Here is a 22,079-nt window from a genome sequence, read left to right as displayed (position 1 = left end):
GCGTAGCGATACGTTGAGCTAACCAGTACTAATGACCCGAGAGGCTTAACCTTACAACACCGAAGGTGTTTTGTGGGCGACTCAGAGAAACGTGTTTTGATTTTAGCTTGTTCAGAGATTGGTTCTGATGGTTGTGTGCACTAAAAAAGTGAAACATAACGGTTGGAATGAAACAGAATTTGCCTGGCGGCGATAGCGCGGTGGTCCCACCTGACCCCATGCCGAACTCAGAAGTGAAACGCCGTAGCGCCGATGGTAGTGTGGGGCTTCCCCATGTGAGAGTAGGGAACTGCCAGGCATCAAATTAAGCAGTAAGCCGGAGCAATCCGGTGGTTGTAGAGAAATTCGGTGGAGCGGTAGTTCAGTTGGTTAGAATACCTGCCTGTCACGCAGGGGGTCGCGGGTTCGAGCCCCGTCCGTTCCGCCACTTATTATGCAAAAAGCCCTAAGTTAACGCTTAGGGCTTTTTGCATATTTGAATATTAGAATTTTTTAGATGAATCCGTCTCTTCCTTTTGTTTTTGCCGATCATTTCATTTTTCCTACCTTATCACCGAGCGCGCATTGTAAGTCTGCGATAAAATTCTATAACAGAAGAGTGCTCTTTTTTGGTAGGGTATTTAGAGTATTGAAACTGATAGTGGATTAGGCGTGCGGAAAAGAACCTATGCAATGAGGTATGTTGCCGGCCAACCAGCTGAACGTATCTTCCCTCCCGGGGAAATGCATTATCCGGGACAAGCGCTACCGACAGGCTCATTGTTGCTGGAGGGCGATGTTTTACGCGTAATGGTGTGGAACATTTTTAAGCAACAACGAATGAACTGGCTTTCCGTGTTGCAGAATTTCGGTAAAGGTACCCAGCTAGTCCTGCTGCAGGAAGCGCAAAGCACGCCAGAGCTCATCCGTTTTGCAACCACTAACTACCTTTCTGCCGATCAGGTTCCTGCCATTATTCTCCCGCAGCATCCATCTGGTGTGATGACGCTATCAGCAGCTCAGCCAGTATATTGCTGTCCTTTACGTGAAAGGGAACCCCTGTTGCGTTTGGCTAAGTCCTCTTTGGTGACGGTCTACGCGCTTCAGAATGGCCAAAGACTGATGGTTATCAATATCCATGCGGTTAACTTTAGCTTTGGTGTTGAAGTTTATACCAAGCAGTTGGCTGCGATTGGGGAACAGCTCTTACACCATCAGGGGCCAGCTATTATGGCTGGAGATTTTAATGCGTGGAGTCAGCAGCGTATTAACGCACTTAACCGGTTTGCGACAAGGATGGGGTTGCTGGAGGTACATTTCGTTGATGACCAGCGGCGTAAGGCGTTTGGTCGCCCGCTCGATTTCGTCTTTTACCGCGAGCTGACCGTTAACCAGTCTTCTGTATTGGTGACTCAGGCCTCAGATCATAACCCACTGCTCGTTGAATTTAGCCTGAGTTAATCGCTATAAAAAAACAGCCCTCCACAGATGTAGAGGGCTGTTTCTCGTTACCGATTCTGATATGACGTTAAGAATCAGGTTTTATATTGCTGCTAACATAAAGCGTCAGACGATCGCCTGGCTGGATGTTGGCATTCTTGTTGATAACCGTATTCCAGCGCATCACATCAGCGATATTTACGCCGTGACGTTTAGCAATGCTTGCCAGTGAATCACCCTTCCTAACTTGGTAGGTGATAGAACTGCTATTGCCTGACGCTTTGGCAACTTGCAACGTCTGACCAACCTTGAGCGCACCAGCGCTACGCAGATTGTTCCAGCTCTGCAAATCTTTCGTGCTGACATTAAGCCGTGCCGCAATGGCTGATAAGGTATCACCTGAGCGTACCTTATACTGCTGTGATGCTGGCGTTGACTGTGTTTGCGCTAAGCGTGTTGGTTGAATCGCTGCGATGTCACCATCAGCCAGTGAATCTTTCAACTGCTCAACGTGAGCTTTAGGTACCATAATGTAATGTGGCCCATTTGGCGCAGTAACATTACGTTTATAGCCCGAGTTATAGCTCTTCAGCTTATTCAACGACAAACCAGCCATCTCAGCGGCTTGTGTCAATTCTATCTGCTGCCCCAGCTCAACCTTTGCTAATGCGCGGCTTTCATTGGGTTGCGGCAGACTCACGCCATACTTCTTGCTGTTTTTAAGAATATCGCTCAAAGCCAGCATCTTAGGAACATAGATTGACGTTTCCCGCGGTAACGCCAGTGCCCAGAAGCTGGTTGATTTTCCTTTTGCTTTATTCGCTTTCATCGCCTGCATGACGCGGCCTTCACCACTGTTGTATGCAGCAACGGTCAATAACCAGTCGCCATCAAACATCGTGTTGAGTCGTTGCATCATATCCAGCGCAACCGTCGTAGACGCAATCACGTCGCGACGTCCGTCGTACCACTGGTTTTGTTTCAAACCATAATTGCGTCCTGTACCAGGGATAATCTGCCATAGCCCAGCGGCATTGGCGGATGATGTGGCACTTGGATCAAAAGCGCTCTCCACTATGGGTAGCAGTACCAGTTCCATCGGCATTTTACGTTGCTTAATCTGCTCGACTATCCAGTACATGTACGGCTCTGCCCGTAATGTTACATCGTGGAGATAGCTCTTATTTTTCAAATAACGCATTTTTTGCTCGCGGATCCGGGCGTTTTCCGGAACCTCCATCTTCAGCTCGTCGCCAATGAAGTTCCACAGATCTCGTTGCGCGAGGCTATCGTCATCTAACCATCGCGCGGAGGCCTCTCGACCATCTGTGTACTTTCCTGCTTCACTTTGACTTGCCGAAGACAAACTCTGTGCATGCTGTTTAGGTTGCGAGGTGTCATGTGGTGAGACCTGACAACCCGCCAGCAAGACTGAGGCGATAATCATCGCTTTAGCCTTCATATGTTGGTCAATAGTTGCTTAAAAGACGAGCAAGGATACTTTGATTAGATGAATAGCACAACCTAAACCTTCAGAAGCAGTCTTTCTTGCTACGTAGCATCTCAAAAACTTGCCAATTCTCTATATTTTCAGGTTCGCTTACTAATTTTCTTTTTAAATCAATTTCATGGCATCGGAGAAATAGGTTGATTCTTCTCTCTAGCCCTAGTATTGTTGGTAAACTAGACTGCGATTTTTCTCGTATCTGACTGATTTCATGGAGATAAGCTTCAATAATAGGATCTTCTGGCAATATCATATTAGAAAATCTTAAGTTTGATAGCGTGTATTCATGAGCACAGCACACTACCGTATCATCGGGGAAACCTGCTATTTTTTGAATGGATTCATGCATTTGTCTCGCTTCGCCTTCAAGAATACGACCGCATCCCGCTGAAAATAGGGTGTCGCCACAGAACAAAAATGGCGCACTGTAGTAGGCAATATGACCAGATGTGTGCCCTGGAACCTCAATTACAGAAAATTCCGAATTCAACAAAGAGACGGTATTTCCTTCTTCCACCAGGTAGGTCGCGCCGCATTTAGCCGTTTCTTTTGGACCAAAGACAGGCAGATTAGGGTAATGCTTGAGGAGCTCGCTGACGCCTCCTACATGGTCGTTATGATGGTGAGTGAGCAAGATTGCTTCGGGGGAAAGTGCGTGTTGATCGAGAGCATTAAGCACTGGGGACGCCTCACCAGGATCGACGATCACACAGCGATTTTCTTTATTGCTCAATAGCCAAATGTAGTTGTCCTGAAGTGCGGGGATACTGATAAGATTCATTCATCACCTCTTTTTTCTAGCAGCCTGAGGACGAGAACAGAAGATGAAATCGGCACAAATCCCTCAGACCATTGTTGCACCTGATTCATGGGATGATATCACCTGTGGGCAGTTTTATCGCGAGTCGCTTGAGTTGGCGTTGTTGCCGTGGTGGCCAAAACTCTTTGGTTTTCATCTTATCAAGGTAGGGGCGCTCAGTGCGGAAATCCATGTAACAGAGTGCGCGATTGCGCATCAGGTTAATGTTGCTCCACACGGCGACAATCTTCAGGTTATCGCAGATGCTCATCAATTACCGTTCTCTGAAAAGTCGATCGACGCCTGCTTGCTTGCTCAAACGCTATCTTATTCATCGGACCCGCATCGTATTCTGCGCGAGGTTGATCGCGTCTTGATCGATGATGGCTGGTTAATCCTGAGCACGTTTAATCCGATCAGTTTGGTTGGCTTGGGTAAAATGATCCCCAGACTCAATAAAAAACACCCTTATTGCAGCCGCATGTTTACTCAAATGCGTATTACGGACTGGCTGGGACTATTGAACTATGAGGTTATCCATCAGACCCATTTTCACGTTACGCCATGGCGAAGAAACAAGGGGAAGTTGAATAAACATATTCCGATGCTGGGGTGCCTGACGCTGATTATTGCCCGGAAGCGCACAATTCCGCTGACGTTCACGCCGATGAGGGCGAGGTTGCGCAAAGCATCAGTGCGCCGCACGGTGGGCGCAACAAAGATATATCGAAGATGAGGCGGACGCCTACGGTGATTTACTCAGCCTGATAACCGGTGTCATCAAGCGTTGGTGCACTTGCGGCAGCGCGAGCGAGCTCATCACAGCGCTCGTTTTCTGGATGCCCAGCGTGCCCTTTTACCCATTCCCAGCGTACGGAATGGTGTTGAATCGCAGCATCCAGCCTTTGCCAGAGATCGACGTTTTTGACCGGTTTTTTATCGGCGGTTTTCCAACCACGCTTTTTCCAGTTATGAATCCAGCTGGTTATCCCCTGACGAACATATTGGCTGTCAGTGCAGAGCACCACATCGCACGCGGTAGTCAGCGTTTCAAGTGCTGCAATGGCAGCCATCAGCTCCATTCTGTTGTTCGTCGTAAGACGATAGCCTGCACTTAACGCTTTTTCGTGCTGTTTGTAGCGCAGCAGAGCGCCATAGCCGCCGGGGCCGGGATTACCGAGGCAAGATCCGTCGGTGAAAATTTCTACCTGTTTGCGCATCTCTGGTAGACTCTCCCTTATGGTAAAAACGGCAAGTCTGACATAAAACGAAAATGATGAGCACTGAAATTACGCGACAAATTGTCCTGGATACAGAAACCACCGGTATGAATAAGCTGGGGGTTCACTATGAAGGGCATAAAATTATCGAGATCGGTGCGGTCGAAGTGATTAACCGCCGCCTGACTGGCCGTCATTTTCACGTCTATATCAAACCCGATCGTTTAGTCGATCCCGAAGCGTATAACGTACACGGTATTAGCGATGAGTTTCTGGCTGACAAACCGACGTATGCGGACATCGTGGATGATTTTCTCGATTTTATCCGTGGCGCGGAGCTGGTCATTCATAACGCGACGTTTGATATCGGCTTTATGGATTACGAATTTCGGTTACTGAACCGGGATATTCCGAAGACGGAGACGTTCTGTAAGATCACTGATAGCCTGTTTATGGCACGGAAGATCTTTCCCGGTAAGCGTAACAGTTTGGATGCGCTCTGCGATCGCTACCAGATAGATAACAGCAAGCGTACGCTGCACGGCGCATTGCTCGATGCCGAGATTTTGGCAGAAGTTTATCTGGCGATGACCGGCGGTCAAACGTCTCTGACTTTTTCGATGGAAGGTGAAACGCAGCAGAAGAGCGAGAATACTGAAACGATCCAGAGAATCGTCCGCCCTCAGTCGGCGTTAAAGGTACTTTACGCTGATGAGGCAGAGCTATTGGCGCATGAACAGCGTCTGGATCTGATTGCTAAAAAAGGCGGTAGTTGCCTGTGGCGTGCAGAATAGCACCGCTGCGATATTTGCCCTTTGCGCAGTAAAAAAGATCGGTTTACCGCACCTTGGGTGAGGGAATAGCCAGTAAGATGAAATTATAAGCAAACAGAAACGGTTAGTTATAAAAAGCATTGACGTAATAGTGTCGTCATCTTAGTATTCATCCCGCTCAGTGAGCACGAGTGGAGCGGTAGTTCAGTTGGTTAGAATACCTGCCTGTCACGCAGGGGGTCGCGGGTTCGAGCCCCGTCCGTTCCGCCACTTATATGAAGGCCCTGAATCAGCAATGATTCAGGGTTTTTTCATTTCTGGGTTATAAAAAAGTACGATGTAAAAGGGCTGTAGAAAAAGGCGGCCACCCAGAGAGCGATGGCCGTTTTTTTAGAAGTCCCAGTCTTCGTCTTCAGTGTTGACGGCTTTACCGATCACATAAGATGAACCGGAGCCAGAGAAGAAGTCGTGGTTCTCATCCGCGTTTGGCGATAGTGCCGAGAGAATCGCGGGATTCACATCCGTCATGCTGGCAGGGAACAGCGCTTCATAACCCAGATTCATCAGCGCTTTGTTCGCGTTGTAGTGGAGGAATTTCTTCACATCTTCCGTCCAGCCGACACCGTCATAGAGTTCCTGCGTATACAACACCTCATTGTCATACAAATCCTGTAGCAAATCGTAGGCGAAATTTTTCACCTGCTGCTGACGAGCAGGATCGGCCTTCGCTAACCCGCGCTGGAATTTGTAGCCAATATAGTAGCCGTGTACCGCTTCGTCGCGGATGATAAGCCGGATCAAATCCGCCGTGTTGGTCAGTTTGGCGCGGCTTGACCAGTACATCGGCAGATAGAATCCCGAATAGAACAGGAATGACTCCAGAAAAACGCTGGCGACTTTCTTCATTAGCGGATCGTCACTGCGGTAGTGCGACAGAATAATGTCGGACTTCTTCTGTAGCGCCGTATTCTCTTCGCTCCAGCGATACGCATCATCGACTTCGCTGGTTAGACACAGCGTCGAGAAAATAGAGCTGTACGAACGAGCGTGCACCGCTTCCATAAAGCTGATGTTAGACAACACGGCTTCTTCATGTGGCGTCACTGCATCAGGCATGAGCGTCGGCGCACCTAGTGTATTTTGGATGGTGTCCAGCAGCGTCAGACCGGTGAACACACGGATCGTCAACTGACGCTCGCGGGCATTCAACGTACTCCACGACGGAATATCGTTAGAGAGCGGCACCTTTTCCGGCAGCCAGAAGTTAGACGTCAGCCGGTTCCAGACTTCCAAATCTTTGTCGTCTTCAATTTTGTTCCAGTTAATCGCCTGGACGCGAGTGAGTGCGGTCATGCTTCGATTTCCTTCCGCGATGGCTTAGAGCGCACAGGACACACAGCCCTGAACTTCGGTGCCTTCCAGCGCCATCTGCCGTATGCGAATGTAATAAATAGTTTTAATGCCTTTGGTCCAGGCGTAGATCTGCGCTTTATTGATGTCGCGCGTGGTGGCGGTATCGCGGAAAAACAGCGTCAGCGACAGCCCCTGATCGACGTGCTGCGTGGCGGCGGCATAGGTGTCGATGATCTTCTGCGGCCCGATTTCGTAGGCATCCTGGTAATACTCGAGGTTGTCATTGTTCATGTAAGGGGCAGGGTAGTAGACGCGACCGATCTTGCCCTCTTTACGAATTTCGATACGCGATACAATCGGGTGGATGCTGGACGTCGAGTGGTTGATATATGAAATAGAGCCGGTCGGTGGAACGGCCTGCAAGTTCTGGTTATAAATGCCGTGCGCAATCACGGATTCGCGCAGTGCTGCCCAGTCCTGCTGAGTAGGAATGTGGATGCCAGCCTGTTCAAACAGCTCACGTGCGCGTGTTGTTGTGGGTTCCCAGATTTGCTCGATGTACTTATCAAAATACTCACCCGTAGCGTATTTTGAGAGTTCGAAGCCTGAGAAGCGCTGGTTCCGCTCTATCGCTAACGCATTCGATGCCCGAATTGCATGGAAAGCGACGGTGTAGAAATAGATATTGGTGAAATCGACGGCTTCTTCCGTACCGTAGAAAATACGCTCTTTCGCCAGATAGCCGTGCAGGTTCATCTGACCTAAACCAATCGCATGTGATTGGTCGTTGCCTTTTTCGATGGATGGCACGGAACTGATGTGGCTCATATCGGAAACGGCGGTCAGCGCGCGGATCGCCATTTCAACCGTCTGGCCGAAATCGGGCGAGGCCATTGCGTTGGCGATATTCATCGATCCGAGGTTACAGGAGATGTCCTTGCCAACGTGGCTGTAGCCAAGATCGTCGTCGTACAGGCTGGCCTCGTTGACCTGCAAAATCTCAGAGCACAGGTTACTCATATTGATACGGCCGTGAATCGGGTTCGCGCGATTCACCGTATCCTCAAACATCATGTAGGGATAACCGGACTCGAACTGGATTTCAGCGAGGATCTGGAAGAATTCGCGCGCCTTAATTTGGGATTTACGGATGCGCTTGTCGTTTACCATCTCATGGTATTTTTCGGTGACGCTAATTTCTGACAGCGGCACGCCATAAACCTGCTCGACATCATAGGGCGAGAACAGGTACATCACCTGATTGTTTTTCGCCAATTGGAACGTGATATCGGGGATGACCACGCCTAAAGACAGCGTCTTGATGCGGATTTTCTCATCGGCATTTTCCCGCTTGGTATCCAGAAAACGCAAAATATCTGGGTGGTGTGCATTGAGGTACACCGCCCCCGCGCCCTGACGCGCGCCAAGCTGGTTGGCATAGGAGAACGCATCTTCCAGCATTTTCATGATAGGGATAATGCCGGACGACTGGTTTTCGATACGTTTGATCGGCGCACCGGTTTCGCGGATGTTGCTGAGCATGAAAGCCACGCCGCCGCCGCGTTTTGAGAGCTGAAGCGCGGAGTTAATCGCGCGGCCAATCGACTCCATATTGTCTTCAATGCGCAGCAGGAAGCAGGAGACCAGTTCGCCACGCTGCTTTTTACCGCAGTTGAGGAACGTGGGGGTGGCGGGCTGGAAGCGTCCGCTGATGATCTCATCGACCAGCGCGCTAGCAAGTGTGGTATCCCCTTTGGCGAGGGTCAGCGCCACAAGGCAGACGCGATCTTCGTAGCGCTCCAGATAGCGTTTGCCGTCAAAGGTTTTCAGCGTATAGCCGGTGTAGTATTTGAACGCACCCAGAAAGGTTTGAAAGCGGAACTTGTGAGCGTAGGCCTGCTGGAAAAGGCTTTTGATGAAATCGAATTGATATTGATCCAGCACGTCTGCTTCGTAGTAGCCTTCTTCCACCAGATAACGCAGCTTTTCTTCCAGATTGTGGAAGAACACGGTGTTCTGGTTTACATGCTGTAGGAAATAACGGCGTGCCGCGAGCTTATCCATGTCGAACTGAATATTTCCCTCTGCGTCGTAGAGGTTAAGCATCGCGTTCAGCGCATGGTAGTCGAGTGTATGGTAATCGAGCGAGTGGGCATCCGCGTCGGCCTTGGTTGCCTTTGCACTCACGTGGTCTGTTGTTGCCAAAATTCAGTTACTCCCTTACGCACGTTTGCAACGTCTTCTGCCGTGCCGAGCAATTCAAAGCGGTACAGGTAAGGCACCTGACATTTCTGCGCAATGATGTCGCCAGCGATGCAGTACGCTGCACCGAAATTGGTATTGCCTGCGGCAATCACGCCGCGCAGATAAGCGCGATTATGCGGATCGTTGAGAAAGATGATGACCTGACGCGGCACAGCCCCTTTCGTGCTGCCTCCGCCGTAGCTGGGGACAACCAGAATATAGGGGCTATCAACTTTCAATGCAGGCTGTTCTGTCGCTATCGGGATTCTCAGGGCTGGCAAGCCAACCCTGGAAATGAAGCGATGCGTGTTTTCCGACTGGCTGGAGAAATAGACCAGCGGGTTCATATCGCCCCCCTTACTGCAATTGCAGGGCGGCGTTCAGAGTACTGATCTTATCCGGGCGGAAGCCGCTCCAATGATCGTCGGCCGTCATCACGACGGGTACCTGTTGATAGCCCAACGCTCTTACCTGCTGCAACGCCTGTTCATCTTCAGTTAAGTCCACCAGTTGATAGTTAATTCCTTGCTTGTCCAGCGCACGGCATGTGGCGTTGCATTGAACACAATCTGGCTTAGTGAAAATAGTAATACGCATGATTCGTATTTACCCTTTGGCGTGAAAGAAGTATGTCGGAGCGGCTATCTTCAGGGCATGTGCACCCGAACCGATCCACTGGGTAGCAACCCGTTACGCGAGTGCCACACAAGGAATACTAGATGTGGGTGTTTTAAATTTCAACCACACAAGATATATGATTTTTAGTTGACCTTATACCAATTGACGCAAACCCAGATGCAGCAAGGCTGGGAGAGAATGCAAGTAAAAAATGCAGAAAGAAATAAATGTGACGCGCATCATTTTTGACGAAATAGTGTGCGACGAAATGAAGGATATATGAACTCGCTACACCTCAACCCTCTTCAGGCGCTGTACCTTAATACATTAATACAGGGAGTCATCATGGGCCTTGTCCTTATCCGGCATAAAAATTATGCAGCGGTGGGCATGAACACCGAGTGAGCGGCATGGATGCCGCGAAAGCCAGTGCCGCGTAGGGAACGCGTCACTGGCGGCTCGAAGGGTGATCATGAACGCCGATGGCACCGCGTAGCGGCATGATTTAGCCGGAAGCCTGGGTTCGCAGGGCGGCGGCGACTGAGCGCCCCTGCGTCGGGCGCGTGCTACGGGGGAGCATGAAAATGGTGACATCATCGCGCCCGAAACCGTCTCTTAGCCTGCATAAAAATGTAACTAAGAGACCGCCTTGTAAAGGGATATGTATTGATTACAGGACGGGTAGGTTTCTGCCGTAATAGATTTCCTGCATTTCGTGATATAGCAGATCGGTGATTCTTTTCCGTTCGGTAGCGCTGAGCTCTTCAGGGCTGACGTTGAACAGATAGTGTTTCAGGTCGAAGTCTTTCAATAGCATCTTGGTATGGAAGATATTTTCCTGATACACGTTCACGTCCATCATGTGATAGAGCGCTTTCATATCCTCGGACATGAAGTTCTGAACCGAATTGATCTGGTGATCGATGAAATGCTTTATGCCGTTGACATCACGGGTAAATCCTCGCACGCGATAGTCGATGGTCACAATATCGGATTCAAGCTGGTGGATGAGGTAATTCAGTGCTTTCAGCGGCGAAATTACGCCACAGGTAGACACTTCGATATCTGCGCGGAAGGTACAAAGCCCACCTTCTGGGTGGCTTTCTGGGTAGGTATGAACACAGATATGGCTTTTATCCAGATGCGCAACAACGGAATGAGGCAACGGCCCCGGATGTTCCGAGGTATCCACGTCGCGTGGATCGATGGGTTCTTCGCTGACCAGAATGGTCACGCTGGCACCTTGTGGATCGTAATCCTGACGCGCGATGTTAAGAACGTTGGCACCGATAATTGAGCAGGTTTCAGTGAGGATTTCTGTTAAACGGTTAGCGTTATATTGTTCGTCGATATAGGCGATATAACCATCGCGATCGTCGGCCGTTTTGGTGTAACAGATATCGTAGATACAAAAACTCAGGCTTTTCGTCAGGTTGTTAAAGCCGTGTAGTTTCAGCTTGTGCAATTTAAGTCACCCCCTTGTGGTTATGTGATTACCCTAAGTGATGGATTATTGCGCATTCTGTAGCGCGTTCAGCAGATACTGCGGCAGGGCAAAGCTGCCGATGTGAACATCAGGCGTGTAATAGCGACAGGCGATAGCGGATTGCGCAAAACGCTGGCGCAGCGTGGTGGCGTCTATCTGGCGCAGCGCAGGGTTATTGCTGGCCCAGGCGAACGTCATAATGCCGCCGTAATAAGTCGGGATCGCCGCCTGATAAAAGCTGACATCCTTGAAATAGTGGCTGAGCTTTTTATGGCTGCCGACGGCTTCATCCTGTTGCAGGAAACACACGCCATTCTGCGCGACGAAAATCCCACCTTCGTTCAGGCAACGGGCGCAGCCCTGATAAAAATCGGAGGTGAACAGGCTTTCACCGGGGCCGATGGGGTCGGTGCAATCGGAAATAATGACATCAAATTTTTCGCTGCACTGTCTGACGAAGTTAACGCCGTCATCAATCACCAGATTAAAACGCGGGTCGTCATAGCTACCGGCGCTGTGATTGGGCAAGTACTGGCGACAAAATTCCACCACGCCTGCATCGATTTCTACCATCGTGATATGTTCGACGCCGCGGTGTCGGCTGACTTCCCGTAGCATACCGCCATCACCGCCACCGATAATCAGTACGCGTTTGGCGCTGCCGTGTGACAGAAGGGGAACGTGGGTGAGCATTTCGTGATAGATGAATTCATCGCGCTCGGTGGTTTGCACCACGCCGTCAAGCGCCATCACGCGACCTAATGCGTCGTTTTCAAAGATGATGAGATCTTGATGATCGGTCTTCTCGTGGTACAGCACGCGATCAACCGAAAAGTACTGGCCAAAGTTGGCATGCAGGGTTTCATACCAAATTTCTTTCTGGGACATGTTAGGGCTTCCTCCGCGATAACAGCCATGAAAATTGGCGCGCCATCATAGCCGACTCTTTTGCCGCTTGCACGGTCAAATTTCAGTCAGCGCGGAGGAGGGAGGAAACTACTGTGCGTAGGAGAGCAGACCGAGTGAGTTACGCGCCAGAGACTGGCATTTCTTCGGTGTCGGGATAGCGATTTTACTCAGATCGCGATAGCTGTCTTCGCCCATCGCCGTCATGTCGTAAGCGCTGTAATTGCTGAGATCCCAGCGGTTTTGCTGAGCAAAGGCGACCAGCGTCCGACGAATCTGTTCATTCGGTAGATCTTGATAGCCACAGTGGTTTTTCAGATAAACAAAGATTGCGGTCAGATCGGCAAGATCTTCCGCTTCAAATTCATTCAGCGCCTTGCTGGCGGAAGAGAAGCTCATCAGGCTTAGCAGGAGCAGAGCCAGCGCAGAGTTTTTCATGGTTGAACCTGTTCCAAATGTTGTCAGATGACGTTATCACAGATATCCCATGCGGTTCCAAGTTTTCTTACGGGAAACATCTGATATCCCCGTCATTCTTCAAGCTGCATGTGCGTTGGCTTTCCTCGCTCCCCCCAGTCACTTACTTATGTAAGCTCCTGGGGATTCGCTGTGTCGCCGCCTGCCTGCAACTCGAATTATTTAGGGGCTGTGATAAAAAACGAATGGCGAAAAGGTGGAAAACCAATAATCTCAATCTATTGAAATGGTTGGTTTTTATTTTATTGACGGTCGGCGATGGAAATCGCCTCGGGTTAATCGCAGGATTAAAGCCCATTTATCGCTGTTTGATACGATGACGCCACCGTCAGCCTCTGTTATTAATAACAGCGATCTCACCTAATACAGTTTTTATTCTATGATCTCCGGTGTCTGGCGCGTCAGTAGTTGGTTGTTGGCGGGACTGTTGCTGCTTCCTTTAGCAACGGTTTTTTATCAGGCTTTTTTTGCCGATGGGATGGGGTTTAGCCAACTGTGGCAAATCGGGTTACCTACCTACCTGATACATTCAGCAGTCATCGTGATTGGCACGCTTTTCTTCAGTTTACTGTTTGGGTTGCCTTCCGCCTGGTTTATCGCCATGTACCGCTTTCCCGGTCATCGTGTGTTGCAATGGGCGCTTTGCCTGCCGTTCGCGATGCCCGCATTTCTGCTCGCCTACCTTTATACCGATGTGTTACGGCACCTATCCCGGCTGTTGCAGGAAGGCGGGCTGCAGATAGCCTCGTCGTGGGGGGAATTCCATGTTGCTGGGCTACCCGTTTCGCTGGGCTGCATAAGTCTGGTGCTGGCACTGGTGCTCTATCCCTATATTTACCTGTTAGTGCGTGAAGCGCTGGTGAAACAGCCCGCCAGCTTGATTCATTCGGCACGTTTACTGAATCAGACACGCGCTCAGGTATTCCGCCGTTTATGTTTGCCTATTGCACTGCCTGCGATTGCCTGCGGTGGTGCGCTGGTGGTGGTTGAGACGCTGGGCGATTACGGCGCGGCGTCTTATCTTGATACCCCAACCATGACAACACAGGTGCTGGATATCTGGCAGAAGCAGGGCGATCTCGGCGCGGCAGCACGCGTTGGTGTGTTGATTTTGCCCGCGATCTTCCTCTTGATGTTTCTGGTTAATTTCTGGCGTCGCAAGCAGAAAATTTATCAGGCTCAAGCGAATGCTTCTCAGGTGGTTCCGCCTGTGTTGAGCGGGTGGCGCAGCAAGGCGGTTCGCACTTACTGTTGGGGAATTGTTTGTCTGTCGTTTCTGTTCCCGGTGCTATATCTACTCTTTCTGGCGCTCCGACACATGATGTCGGTGTGGGATATGGCGTTCCTCCATGCGGTAACGAATAGCCTGTTAGCATCTGCCATCGCGACCATCATCATTACGCTAATGGCGTTGTCGTTTATCTTTTACACGCGCACGGCGGGGATATTTGCCAACCAGACGCCGGTTCGGCTAGTCAGCCTGAGTTTTGCCTTGCCCGGCGCGGTACTGGCTGTCGGACTGTTTACCTTGCTGTCGCTGGTGGACAGCGGAATTAATCTATTTGCCAACGCGGCGGGGTTACCTCCCGCGGAGGCTTTGTTGGCGGGATCGCTGTTTATTCTCATCCTCGCCTATAGCGTTAAATTTGGGCGCCTGATGCTGGATAGCCTTGAGCGCAGCATGGAAGGCATTCCGCGATCGCTGGACAGTGCGAGTCTTGTTCTGGGCGCTTCTCCCCTCAGCCGCTGGTCGCGCGTGCATATCCCGCTGTTACGCCGCAGCCTGTTCATCGGGGCGCTGCTGATTTTTACGGAAAGTATGAAAGAGCTGAATGTCTCGCTACTGCTACGCCCTTTCGGGATAGATACGTTGGCAACGTATGTTTTCCGCTTTACGGCGGATGAGCAGATTGCGTCATTTGCCTTTCCTGCGCTGGTGCTGGTAGCGGTAGGGCTAATCCCTGTTTTCTGGCTGAATCGCGCACTGAATATAAAAGGATAATGACATGGCCGCGCCGATAGATATTCTGAGCGTTCAGGCGGTAAGTTGTACGTTGCAGCAGTCTCCCGTGCTGGAGAACATCTCATTTGCCGTGCGTGATGATGAGACAATTTGCCTGTTGGGGCGAAACGGCTGTGGTAAAACGGCGCTATTACAGGTGATTGCTGGCCTGCTGCCGATTACTCAGGGCAAGATCTTTCTGGAAGGTGAACCTGTCAGCTCGCCGCAAGAGTACGTTCTGCCCGAACTGCGTCAGGTTGGCCTGATTTTTCAGGACTACGCGCTCTTTCCGCATCTGACGGTGGAAGGCAACATTGCGTTTGGTTTATATGGCCGCCCGGAAAGTGAGGTGAAGCCAATCTGTGCGGAGATGCTGACGCTCTTGCAACTGGATGATGTCGCTGCGCGGTATCCACACGAGCTATCCAATGAACAGCAGCAGCGTTTGGCGATTGCCCGTGCGCTGGCCTGTGAGCCAAAACTGCTGTTGCTGGATGAGCCTTTCCCTGGTCTGGATAGCCAGACCCGTTATCGCCTGATCACCGAATTACGGCAGGTTCTCAAACAGCGTCATGTCGCGGCAGTTTTCGCTACGCACAGCCGAGAGGAAGCCTTTGCCTGCGCCGACCACCTGATTCTGTTGGATGAAGGGAAAATTATGCAACAGGGCTACCCATCCGAGCTGTATCATCGCCCGAATAGCCGCTTTGTCGCTGATTTTATGGGGAATACGAACTATTTGCCCGTGAAAATTATGAGCGACCATCAATGGCAAAGCCCATTGGGCGATCATCAGGCGACGCATCCACTCAATCAGCCGATGGATTCACAATGCGACTGGATGGTGCGCCCGGCAGACGTAGCATTGGCACTCGATCCCGATGGCCCGGCGTCGATCGAAGATCGGCTGTTTATGGGCACATCAAATTTGTATCGGGTGAAGATGGGAGAACTGCTGCTGCTGGTGCAGACCGGCAACTGGTTTGAACCGGGACAGCAGGTGCGTTTAAGCATTAAGACGGATCCGCCGGTCCTGTATCCTGCTTTACCCGCCGTCAGCAGTCCGGCTGACGGCCCTGAAAAGCAATGATTACGCCTCGTGCAGGTCTGCTGCTGGCATGAGCCACGTGCTATTGTGCTTTTCAAACCCTAATTTCGGGTAGTAATCCACCGCCAGCGGCGCGGCCAGCAAAATAATTTTGCAGCCTTTTTCAAGCTGCTGAGCGGTTTGTTGAATCAGCTTCTTACCTATTCCTGCATGCTGACAGTCCTCTGACACCGCCAGATCGGACAGATAACAGCAAAAATGAAAATCCGTCACGCTGCGTGCGATCCCAACCAGCGTCTCCCCTTGCCAGGCGGAAACCAGCAGGTTGGCGTGCTTAAGCATACCTGCAATCGCCACCTCATTATCCAGCGGGCGGCGCGGCCCCAATGAGGTTTTCGCCAACAGTTCAACGAACTGCTGGCTGGAAAGCGGGGCGTTCACTTTGTAGCAAACATCCACTGGTGGTGTGCTCATGGTGTCTCCTTCATGGTGTGGTTTCTGATATACTTCGCGCGCTTGGGCATCGCCCAGACTGATTTACACATCAGCATTGGCGCATCATCGATAATGAGTCTGTCATTCTGCCGATGGTGCTGAATACCTTACTTCAAAGAGTTATCAGTATGATGAAACATACCGTGGAAGTCATGATTTCTGAGCAGGAAGTGATGGCGCGGGTTACCGAACTGGGGCAACAGATCAGCGAACACTACCGTGATAGCGGCAGCGATATGGTGCTGGTGGGGCTATTGCGCGGATCGTTTATCTTTATGGCCGATTTATGTCGGGCGATTGATGTCCCTCACGAAGTGGATTTCATGACGGCATCCAGCTATGGCAGCGGTATGAACAGTACGCGCGACGTTAAAATCCTGAAAGATCTGGATGAAGACATTCGCGGCAAAGACGTGTTGATCGTTGAAGATATTATCGACTCGGGCAACACGCTGAGCAAAGTGCGGGAAATTCTGCAACTGCGTGAGCCAAAATCGCTGGCTATCTGTACGCTGCTGGACAAACCAGAGCGCCGTGAAGTAGCGGTGAAAGTCGAGTGGGTTGGGTTCTCGATCCCTGATGAGTTCGTTGTGGGTTACGGCATCGACTATGCCCAGCACTATCGCCATTTACCTTACGTCGGCAAGGTTGTTCCACAGGAATAGCGTATCAGATAAGGCCGATGCCGTGAGCGACGCCCAGCGAGTGGGCGTCAGACAGCGTATCAAGGCAGAGAGGAAATCGCGCGGCGATAACGCTGTTCCAGCGTCTCCCGGTTGGTTGCGGTCACTTCCAGATCGCGCAGACGGCCATCCTGAATACCGTAAACCCAACCGTGGATAGTGACTTTCTGCCCACGCTTCCAGGCGGACTGCATGATGGTGGAGTGGCCGAGGTTATAAACCTGCTCAACAACGTTGATTTCACAGAGCGTATTCAGCCGCTGTTCGGGAGGCAATTCCCCCAGCAGCGAACTATGCTTGTACCACAAATCACGGATATGCAGCAGCCAGTTGTTAATCAAACCCAACTCTGGGTTTTCCACCGCAGCCTGAACACCGCCGCAGCCGTAGTGGCCGCAGATAATGATATGTTCGACTTCGAGAACTTCGACGGCATATTGCACGACAGACAGGCAATTGAGGTCGGTGTGAATAACCAGATTGGCAACGTTGCGGTGAACAAACAGTTCACCAGGCTCAAGGCTGGTCAGACTTTCCGCAGGTACGCGACTGTCCGAGCATCCAATCCATAGAAAACGGGGACGTTGTGCCTGCGCCAGACGTTCAAAATAGCCAGGATCCTCTTCCACCATCGTTTTAGACCAAAGCTGGTTATTGGCGATGAGCGTTTCAATTTCTTTCATGAAAGTAAATGACCTGTAACAAACAAGGGGCAGTGAGGAGTAATATAAGGCAACATGCGTCGTTTGAAAAACGATAGTTTATCTCCGTCATACTTCAAATCTGTAGAATTCACTGATAATAAGGCAATCCATTTCTTATGACATATGCACTGGAACTGGCGCAACTAACCAAAACCTATTCGGGAGGCGTCCAAGCGCTACGGGGGATCGACCTGAACGTGGAAGCGGGGGATTTTTATGCGCTTCTGGGGCCAAATGGCGCGGGAAAATCGACCACGATTGGGATTATCAGTTCGCTGGTGAATAAAACGGCCGGTAAAGTCCGCGTCTTTGGCTATGACCTTGAGCTGGACAAAGTGAATGCGAAACGCCAACTGGGGTTGGTCCCGCAGGAATTTAACTTCAATCCTTTCGAAACGGTATTACAGATTGTGGTGAATCAGGCCGGCTATTATGGCGTGAAACGTCAGGATGCATTGCAGCGTGCCGAAAAATACCTGAAACAGCTCGATCTATGGGAGAAACGCAACGAAAAAGCGATGATGTTGTCCGGCGGGATGAAGCGTCGCCTGATGATTGCGCGTGCGTTAATGCATGAGCCTAAGCTGCTGATTCTTGATGAACCGACCGCAGGTGTGGATATCGAATTACGTCGTTCCATGTGGGGCTTTTTGAAGGAGCTGAACGCGCAGGGCACCACAATTATCCTGACGACTCACTATCTGGAAGAAGCGGAAATGCTGTGCCGCAACATCGGGATCATCCAGCGGGGAGAGCTGGTGGAGAACACCTCGATGAAGCAGCTGCTTGCTCAGTTGAAGTCCGAAACGTTTATTTTCGATCTGGCGGCGAAAAGCCCGCTGCCACAGCTTGAAGGTTATGCGTTCCGCCTGATGGATACGTCAACGCTGGAAGTGGATGTGATGCGTGAGCAAGGCCTGAATGCGTTATTCAGCCAGCTAAGCGCGCAGGGGATAACGATATTAAGTATGCGTAATAAAGCGAACCGGTTGGAGGAGCTGTTTGTCACCTTGGTTAATGGGGATGGGGCGAACGGTAAGGGAGAAAAGGCATGATGCATTTGTATTGGGTAGCGCTACAGAGTATCTGGGTGAAAGAAGTCACTCGATTTGGGCGTATCTGGATTCAGACGCTGGTGCCGCCAGTGATCACCATGACGCTGTATTTCATTATTTTCGGCAACCTGATCGGCTCACGTATTGGTGATATGCACGGTTTCACCTACATGCAATTTATCGTGCCGGGCTTGATCATGATGGCGGTGATTACCAACGCCTATGCCAACGTTGCTTCTTCCTTTTTCAGCGCCAAGTTTCAACGCAATATTGAAGAACTGCTGGTCGCGCCTGTGCCGACTCACGTGATCATTGCGGGCTATGTTGGTGGGGGGATTGCGCGTGGTCTGTGCGTAGGCGTTCTGGTGACGGCCGTATCACTGTTCTTCGTCCCGCTGCATGTTCATGCCTGGTGGATCATTGTTCTGACGCTCTTGCTGACAGCGACGCTGTTCTCGCTGGCGGGCTTATTGAATGCGGTCTTTGCAAAAACCTTTGATGATATCAGCCTGATTCCGACGTTTGTGTTAACGCCGCTGACCTATCTGGGTGGGGTGTTTTACTCGCTGACGCTGCTGCCCCCGTTCTGGCAGGCCGTTTCCAAGCTGAACCCGGTGGTGTACATGATTAGCGGCTTCCGCTACGGCTTCCTCGGGATTCAGGATGTACCGCTGCTGTTCACGATGTCGGTGCTGATTGCCTTTATTGTGGCGTTTTATCTGCTGGTCTGGTGGCTGATTGAACGTGGTCGCGGGCTGCGGACGTAGTGTGTGAATGAGAAGGCGGTGGTAACACCATGTTAGCCTTTTTGCAGACTGATCTAAGAAGTGAAAACGGTAGTAATGGAATAGAAGAGTAAAGCGTCCGCGCCAGGGATGGCGCGGCTCGAGCTTACAAGGACGTACTTGCAGCGTCTTTACGATCTATCCATTACTACCGCTCGATTCCGTCAGAAACTTGGCGATCAAGCAACCTGAACCGGAATCGCTTTTGCCTGACGTTGCAGCTCGTTATCGCCAGAGAAATAGGCAACCTTCGGGCTGTGGCTTCTGGCCTGTTCGTCGGACATCTGTACATAGGAGCAGATAATCAGTTTGTCGCCCACGCTAGCACGGCGAGCGGCAGCGCCGTTCACAGAGATAATGCGTGAGCCTCTTTCGCCCGCAATGGCGTAGGTAGAGAAACGCTGACCGTTATCAACGTTGTAGATATCAATCGCTTCGTATTCCAGAATGCCTGCGGCATCCATAAAATCCTGATCGATGGCGCAAGAGCCCTCATAATGCAAGTCAGCCTGAGTTACTTTGACCCGGTGCAGCTTGCCTTGCAGCATGGTACGTATCATCGCTTTGTTACCTCGGTTCATACAGTCAAATCGACCTGGTGGTTATCAATCAATCTGGCCTTGCCTAACCAGGCAGCCATCAAAATCACTGCACACGTGCTGGCCGCGCTCAGCGGTTGCAGCGTATCTGCATCGCGGATAAACAGTTCATCAGGCGTAAAACCCGCTTCACGCAGCTTGTCTGCCGCCTGTTCCAGTAAGGTGTCTATCTGGCGATCGCCGTTGTTCAACTGTGTCGCCATGTCCATCATCACCTGATGAACATACGGTGCCTGCTGGCGTTCTTCCGCACTGAGATAGCCATTGCGTGAACTCAATGCCAAACCGTCTTTGGCACGCACGGTAGGGACACCAATAATATCAATGTCATAGCCCATATCGCGGACAAGTTGCCGAATCAGCGCTAACTGCTGGTAATCTTTCTCACCGAAGCAGGCGACATCCGGCTGTACCATATTGAACAACTTACTGACGATGGTCGCAACGCCCCGAAAATGGCCGGGACGGCTGGCACCTTCCAACATGGAAGACAGACCGGGCACATCGACAAACGTTTGCGACGCCAGTCCATTGGGGTATATCACATCCGGGCTCGGTGCGAAAACCAGATCGGCACCGCGGCGATTTAATTTCTCGCAGTCTTCCTGCAACGTCCGGGGGTAGCGCGCTAAATCATCTGGCCGCTCAAACTGCATAGGATTGACAAAAACGCTGACAATAACGATATCGGCACGCGCTCTGGCTTCATCGACCAGAGTCATGTGCCCGTCATGCAAATTACCCATGGTGGGAACTAAAGCAATGCGTTTCCCTTCCTGACGCCAGCGACGAACCTCGCGGCGCAGCAGCAGAGGGGTTTCGATAATTAACACGCTCGTACTCCTAAAAAATATCCCCGTCATACTTCAAGCTGCATGTGCGTTGGCTACGTTCACTCACCCGAATCACTTACTCAAGTAAGCTCATCGGGATTCTTTCTCTTGCCGCCTTCCTGCAACTCGAATTATTTAGGGCATAGCCCGACTAACGGAATGCTCGTTTTTTAATGAAATGAATGTTCTTCGGCCGGGTAAATACCCTGTTCGACTTCTTGTGCATACAAACGCACTGCCGCGCGGATATCACCACCGCTTGGCGCCAGAAAATTCTTGGCAAACTTAGGCGTGTTGTTACCAGTAATGCCGAAAGCATCATGCATGACCAGAATCTGCCCGTCGGTCACGTTGCCTGCGCCAATACCGATTACCGGAATCGACAGGGCGTCTGTTACGCGCTTGGCCAGCGCAACAGGCACGCATTCCAGCACGAGCAGCTGCGCACCCGCTTCTTCAAGCGCGAGGGCATCGGCCAACAGCTGATTGGCATCGCTTTCGCTCCGGCCCTGAATTTTATAGCCGCCGAAGATATTAACGGACTGCGGCGTCAGACCCAGATGACCACAAACCGGCACGGCGCGTTCGGTCAGCATTTTTACCGTCGGAGCAAGCCAACTTCCGCCTTCCAGCTTCACCATATTTGCGCCTGCGCGCATCAGTTCTGCTGCCTGGCTGAACGTTTGTTCCGGCGTGGCATAGGTCATAAAAGGCATATCGGAGAGAACCAGCGCCAGCGGTGCGCCACGGCGGACACACTGCGTGTGGTAAACGATATCGTGTGTGGTCACGGGCAATGTGGAATCGTGACCCTGCACGGTCATTCCCAGTGAGTCACCCACCAGCATCACGCGGATGCCTTGCTCGAAAAATAAGCGAGAGAAACTGGCGTCGTAAGCGGTAATCGTAGCGAATTTTCGCTGATCTTGTTTCCATTGGCGCAAGTGGGAGATAGTCGTCGGTTTCATGACGGTCTTCCTATGTCAATAGGGCGAAGAATTGAGGGGGACATTCTAATGTAAGCCGACGTGTAGCGATATACCCGTCGCGCTTCAAGTTACAGATGGGGGGGA

At 51.1% G+C, this 22,079-nt stretch carries 23 protein-coding genes, 2 tRNA genes and 1 rRNA gene; 11 read left to right on the top strand and 15 right to left on the bottom strand.

The features are described from left to right. The first annotated feature begins 182 nt into the window (after positions 1 to 182). The 3 genes from rrf to NXT09_RS21430 all read left to right on the top strand — a co-directional run bounded on the left by rrf (position 183) and on the right by NXT09_RS21430 (position 1,440). Positions 183 to 298, top strand: a 5S ribosomal RNA gene (gene rrf, locus NXT09_RS21440). Between the two features lie 52 nt (positions 299 to 350). Then, positions 351 to 427: transfer RNA gene (locus tag NXT09_RS21435), tRNA-Asp, on the top strand. Between the two features lie 224 nt (positions 428 to 651). Continuing rightward, positions 652 to 1,440 carry an endonuclease/exonuclease/phosphatase family protein gene (locus tag NXT09_RS21430; RefSeq protein WP_268581107.1) on the top strand — a complete coding sequence of 263 codons (789 nt, stop codon included), beginning with the start codon at positions 652 to 654 and terminating at the stop codon, positions 1,438 to 1,440. 67 nt (positions 1,441 to 1,507) lie between these two features. Here the strand turns inward: NXT09_RS21430 and mltD are convergent, their stop codons facing one another. Further along, positions 1,508 to 2,881, bottom strand: a complete 1,374-nt coding sequence (mltD, locus tag NXT09_RS21425; protein WP_268581106.1) for a murein transglycosylase D — start codon at positions 2,879 to 2,881, stop codon at positions 1,508 to 1,510. Positions 2,882 to 2,951: 70 nt separating this feature from the next. After that, a complete protein-coding gene (gloB, locus tag NXT09_RS21420) occupies positions 2,952 to 3,707 on the bottom strand; it encodes a hydroxyacylglutathione hydrolase (RefSeq protein WP_268581105.1) in 756 nt (251 codons plus the stop codon). 43 nt (positions 3,708 to 3,750) lie between these two features. Here gloB and NXT09_RS21415 point away from each other — a divergent pair, with 43 nt between their 5' ends. Then, the gene (locus NXT09_RS21415) at positions 3,751 to 4,461 is read left to right on the top strand and encodes a class I SAM-dependent methyltransferase (RefSeq protein ID WP_268581104.1); all 711 of its coding nucleotides are present in this window, start codon (positions 3,751 to 3,753) and stop codon (positions 4,459 to 4,461) included. A 19-nt stretch (positions 4,462 to 4,480) separates the two neighbouring features. Here NXT09_RS21415 and rnhA read toward each other — a convergent pair whose 3' ends face one another. Then, the gene (rnhA, locus tag NXT09_RS21410; protein WP_268581103.1) at positions 4,481 to 4,945 is read right to left on the bottom strand and encodes a ribonuclease HI; all 465 of its coding nucleotides are present in this window, start codon (positions 4,943 to 4,945) and stop codon (positions 4,481 to 4,483) included. Between the two features lie 56 nt (positions 4,946 to 5,001). Between rnhA and dnaQ the strand changes: the two genes are divergently transcribed. Next, positions 5,002 to 5,739 carry a DNA polymerase III subunit epsilon gene (dnaQ, locus tag NXT09_RS21405; protein ID WP_205549397.1) on the top strand — a complete coding sequence of 246 codons (738 nt, stop codon included), beginning with the start codon at positions 5,002 to 5,004 and terminating at the stop codon, positions 5,737 to 5,739. 172 nt (positions 5,740 to 5,911) lie between these two features. After that, positions 5,912 to 5,988 (top strand) — tRNA-Asp (locus NXT09_RS21400). 120 nt (positions 5,989 to 6,108) lie between these two features. Here the strand turns inward: NXT09_RS21400 and nrdF are convergent. The 7 genes from nrdF to NXT09_RS21365 form a co-directional block, all read right to left on the bottom strand. Beyond that, entirely contained in the window at positions 6,109 to 7,071 is a 963-nt protein-coding gene (nrdF, locus tag NXT09_RS21395; RefSeq protein WP_039281728.1) for a class 1b ribonucleoside-diphosphate reductase subunit beta, read from the bottom strand. Between the two features lie 24 nt (positions 7,072 to 7,095). Next, a complete protein-coding gene (gene nrdE, locus NXT09_RS21390) occupies positions 7,096 to 9,258 on the bottom strand; it encodes a class 1b ribonucleoside-diphosphate reductase subunit alpha (protein ID WP_268581109.1) in 2,163 nt (720 codons plus the stop codon). Continuing rightward, positions 9,255 to 9,662, bottom strand: a complete 408-nt coding sequence (gene nrdI, locus NXT09_RS21385; RefSeq protein ID WP_268581102.1) for a class Ib ribonucleoside-diphosphate reductase assembly flavoprotein NrdI — start codon at positions 9,660 to 9,662, stop codon at positions 9,255 to 9,257. Before nrdI ends, nrdE begins: the two co-directional genes overlap by 4 nt. 10 nt (positions 9,663 to 9,672) lie before the next feature. Beyond that, entirely contained in the window at positions 9,673 to 9,912 is a 240-nt protein-coding gene (gene nrdH, locus NXT09_RS21380) for a glutaredoxin-like protein NrdH (protein ID WP_014916295.1), read from the bottom strand. 691 nt (positions 9,913 to 10,603) lie between these two features. Continuing rightward, positions 10,604 to 11,398 (bottom strand): adenosylmethionine decarboxylase, encoded by a 795-nt coding sequence (speD, locus tag NXT09_RS21375; RefSeq protein ID WP_219681489.1) that lies wholly within the window; start codon positions 11,396 to 11,398, stop codon positions 10,604 to 10,606. A gap of 45 nt (positions 11,399 to 11,443) precedes the next feature. Then, the gene (gene speE / locus NXT09_RS21370) at positions 11,444 to 12,307 is read right to left on the bottom strand and encodes a polyamine aminopropyltransferase (RefSeq protein ID WP_268581101.1); all 864 of its coding nucleotides are present in this window, start codon (positions 12,305 to 12,307) and stop codon (positions 11,444 to 11,446) included. A 108-nt stretch (positions 12,308 to 12,415) separates the two neighbouring features. Next, the gene (locus tag NXT09_RS21365) at positions 12,416 to 12,763 is read right to left on the bottom strand and encodes a YacC family pilotin-like protein (RefSeq protein WP_010280797.1); all 348 of its coding nucleotides are present in this window, start codon (positions 12,761 to 12,763) and stop codon (positions 12,416 to 12,418) included. Positions 12,764 to 13,181: 418 nt separating this feature from the next. Between NXT09_RS21365 and NXT09_RS21360 the strand changes: the two genes are divergently transcribed. Together NXT09_RS21360 and NXT09_RS21355 are read left to right on the top strand one after the other, a co-directional pair. Beyond that, positions 13,182 to 14,804 (top strand): ABC transporter permease, encoded by a 1,623-nt coding sequence (locus NXT09_RS21360; protein ID WP_268581100.1) that lies wholly within the window; start codon positions 13,182 to 13,184, stop codon positions 14,802 to 14,804. 4 nt (positions 14,805 to 14,808) lie between these two features. Continuing rightward, on the top strand, positions 14,809 to 15,894 hold the full coding sequence (locus tag NXT09_RS21355) for an ABC transporter ATP-binding protein (protein WP_268581099.1): 1,086 nt from the start codon (positions 14,809 to 14,811) through the stop codon (positions 15,892 to 15,894). Here the strand turns inward: NXT09_RS21355 and NXT09_RS21350 are convergent, their stop codons facing one another. Continuing rightward, complete coding sequence (locus tag NXT09_RS21350) at positions 15,895 to 16,326, bottom strand: GNAT family N-acetyltransferase (protein ID WP_268581098.1); 432 nt, start codon at positions 16,324 to 16,326, stop codon at positions 15,895 to 15,897. 152 nt (positions 16,327 to 16,478) lie between these two features. On the opposite strand from NXT09_RS21350, the gene hpt reads away from it, so the two are divergent. Next, positions 16,479 to 17,012 (top strand): hypoxanthine phosphoribosyltransferase, encoded by a 534-nt coding sequence (hpt, locus tag NXT09_RS21345; RefSeq protein WP_172644812.1) that lies wholly within the window; start codon positions 16,479 to 16,481, stop codon positions 17,010 to 17,012. A gap of 59 nt (positions 17,013 to 17,071) precedes the next feature. On the opposite strand, the gene can is transcribed toward hpt, so the two are convergent. Further along, the gene (can, locus tag NXT09_RS21340; protein ID WP_010280785.1) at positions 17,072 to 17,713 is read right to left on the bottom strand and encodes a carbonate dehydratase; all 642 of its coding nucleotides are present in this window, start codon (positions 17,711 to 17,713) and stop codon (positions 17,072 to 17,074) included. Positions 17,714 to 17,850: 137 nt separating this feature from the next. Here can and NXT09_RS21335 point away from each other — a divergent pair, with 137 nt between their 5' ends. Together NXT09_RS21335 and NXT09_RS21330 are read left to right on the top strand one after the other, a co-directional pair. Beyond that, a complete protein-coding gene (locus NXT09_RS21335) occupies positions 17,851 to 18,789 on the top strand; it encodes an ABC transporter ATP-binding protein (protein WP_010280781.1) in 939 nt (312 codons plus the stop codon). Further along, positions 18,786 to 19,556 carry an ABC transporter permease gene (locus NXT09_RS21330; RefSeq protein WP_182814045.1) on the top strand — a complete coding sequence of 257 codons (771 nt, stop codon included), beginning with the start codon at positions 18,786 to 18,788 and terminating at the stop codon, positions 19,554 to 19,556. Before NXT09_RS21335 ends, NXT09_RS21330 begins: the two co-directional genes overlap by 4 nt. A gap of 197 nt (positions 19,557 to 19,753) precedes the next feature. Here the strand turns inward: NXT09_RS21330 and panD are convergent, their stop codons facing one another. The 3 genes from panD to panB all read right to left on the bottom strand — a co-directional run bounded on the left by panD (position 19,754) and on the right by panB (position 21,974). After that, the gene (panD, locus tag NXT09_RS21325; RefSeq protein WP_039551485.1) at positions 19,754 to 20,134 is read right to left on the bottom strand and encodes an aspartate 1-decarboxylase; all 381 of its coding nucleotides are present in this window, start codon (positions 20,132 to 20,134) and stop codon (positions 19,754 to 19,756) included. A gap of 17 nt (positions 20,135 to 20,151) precedes the next feature. Next, positions 20,152 to 21,006 (bottom strand): pantoate--beta-alanine ligase, encoded by an 855-nt coding sequence (panC, locus tag NXT09_RS21320; RefSeq protein ID WP_268581097.1) that lies wholly within the window; start codon positions 21,004 to 21,006, stop codon positions 20,152 to 20,154. 170 nt (positions 21,007 to 21,176) lie between these two features. Beyond that, positions 21,177 to 21,974 (bottom strand): 3-methyl-2-oxobutanoate hydroxymethyltransferase, encoded by a 798-nt coding sequence (gene panB, locus NXT09_RS21315; RefSeq protein ID WP_268581096.1) that lies wholly within the window; start codon positions 21,972 to 21,974, stop codon positions 21,177 to 21,179. Positions 21,975 to 22,079 lie beyond the last annotated feature (105 nt).

Source organism: Pectobacterium jejuense, assembly GCF_026800125.1.
GTDB lineage: Bacteria > Pseudomonadota > Gammaproteobacteria > Enterobacterales > Enterobacteriaceae > Pectobacterium > Pectobacterium jejuense.
Note: the sequence above shows the minus strand (reverse complement) of the source record. Positions and strands in the feature narration are given on the sequence as shown.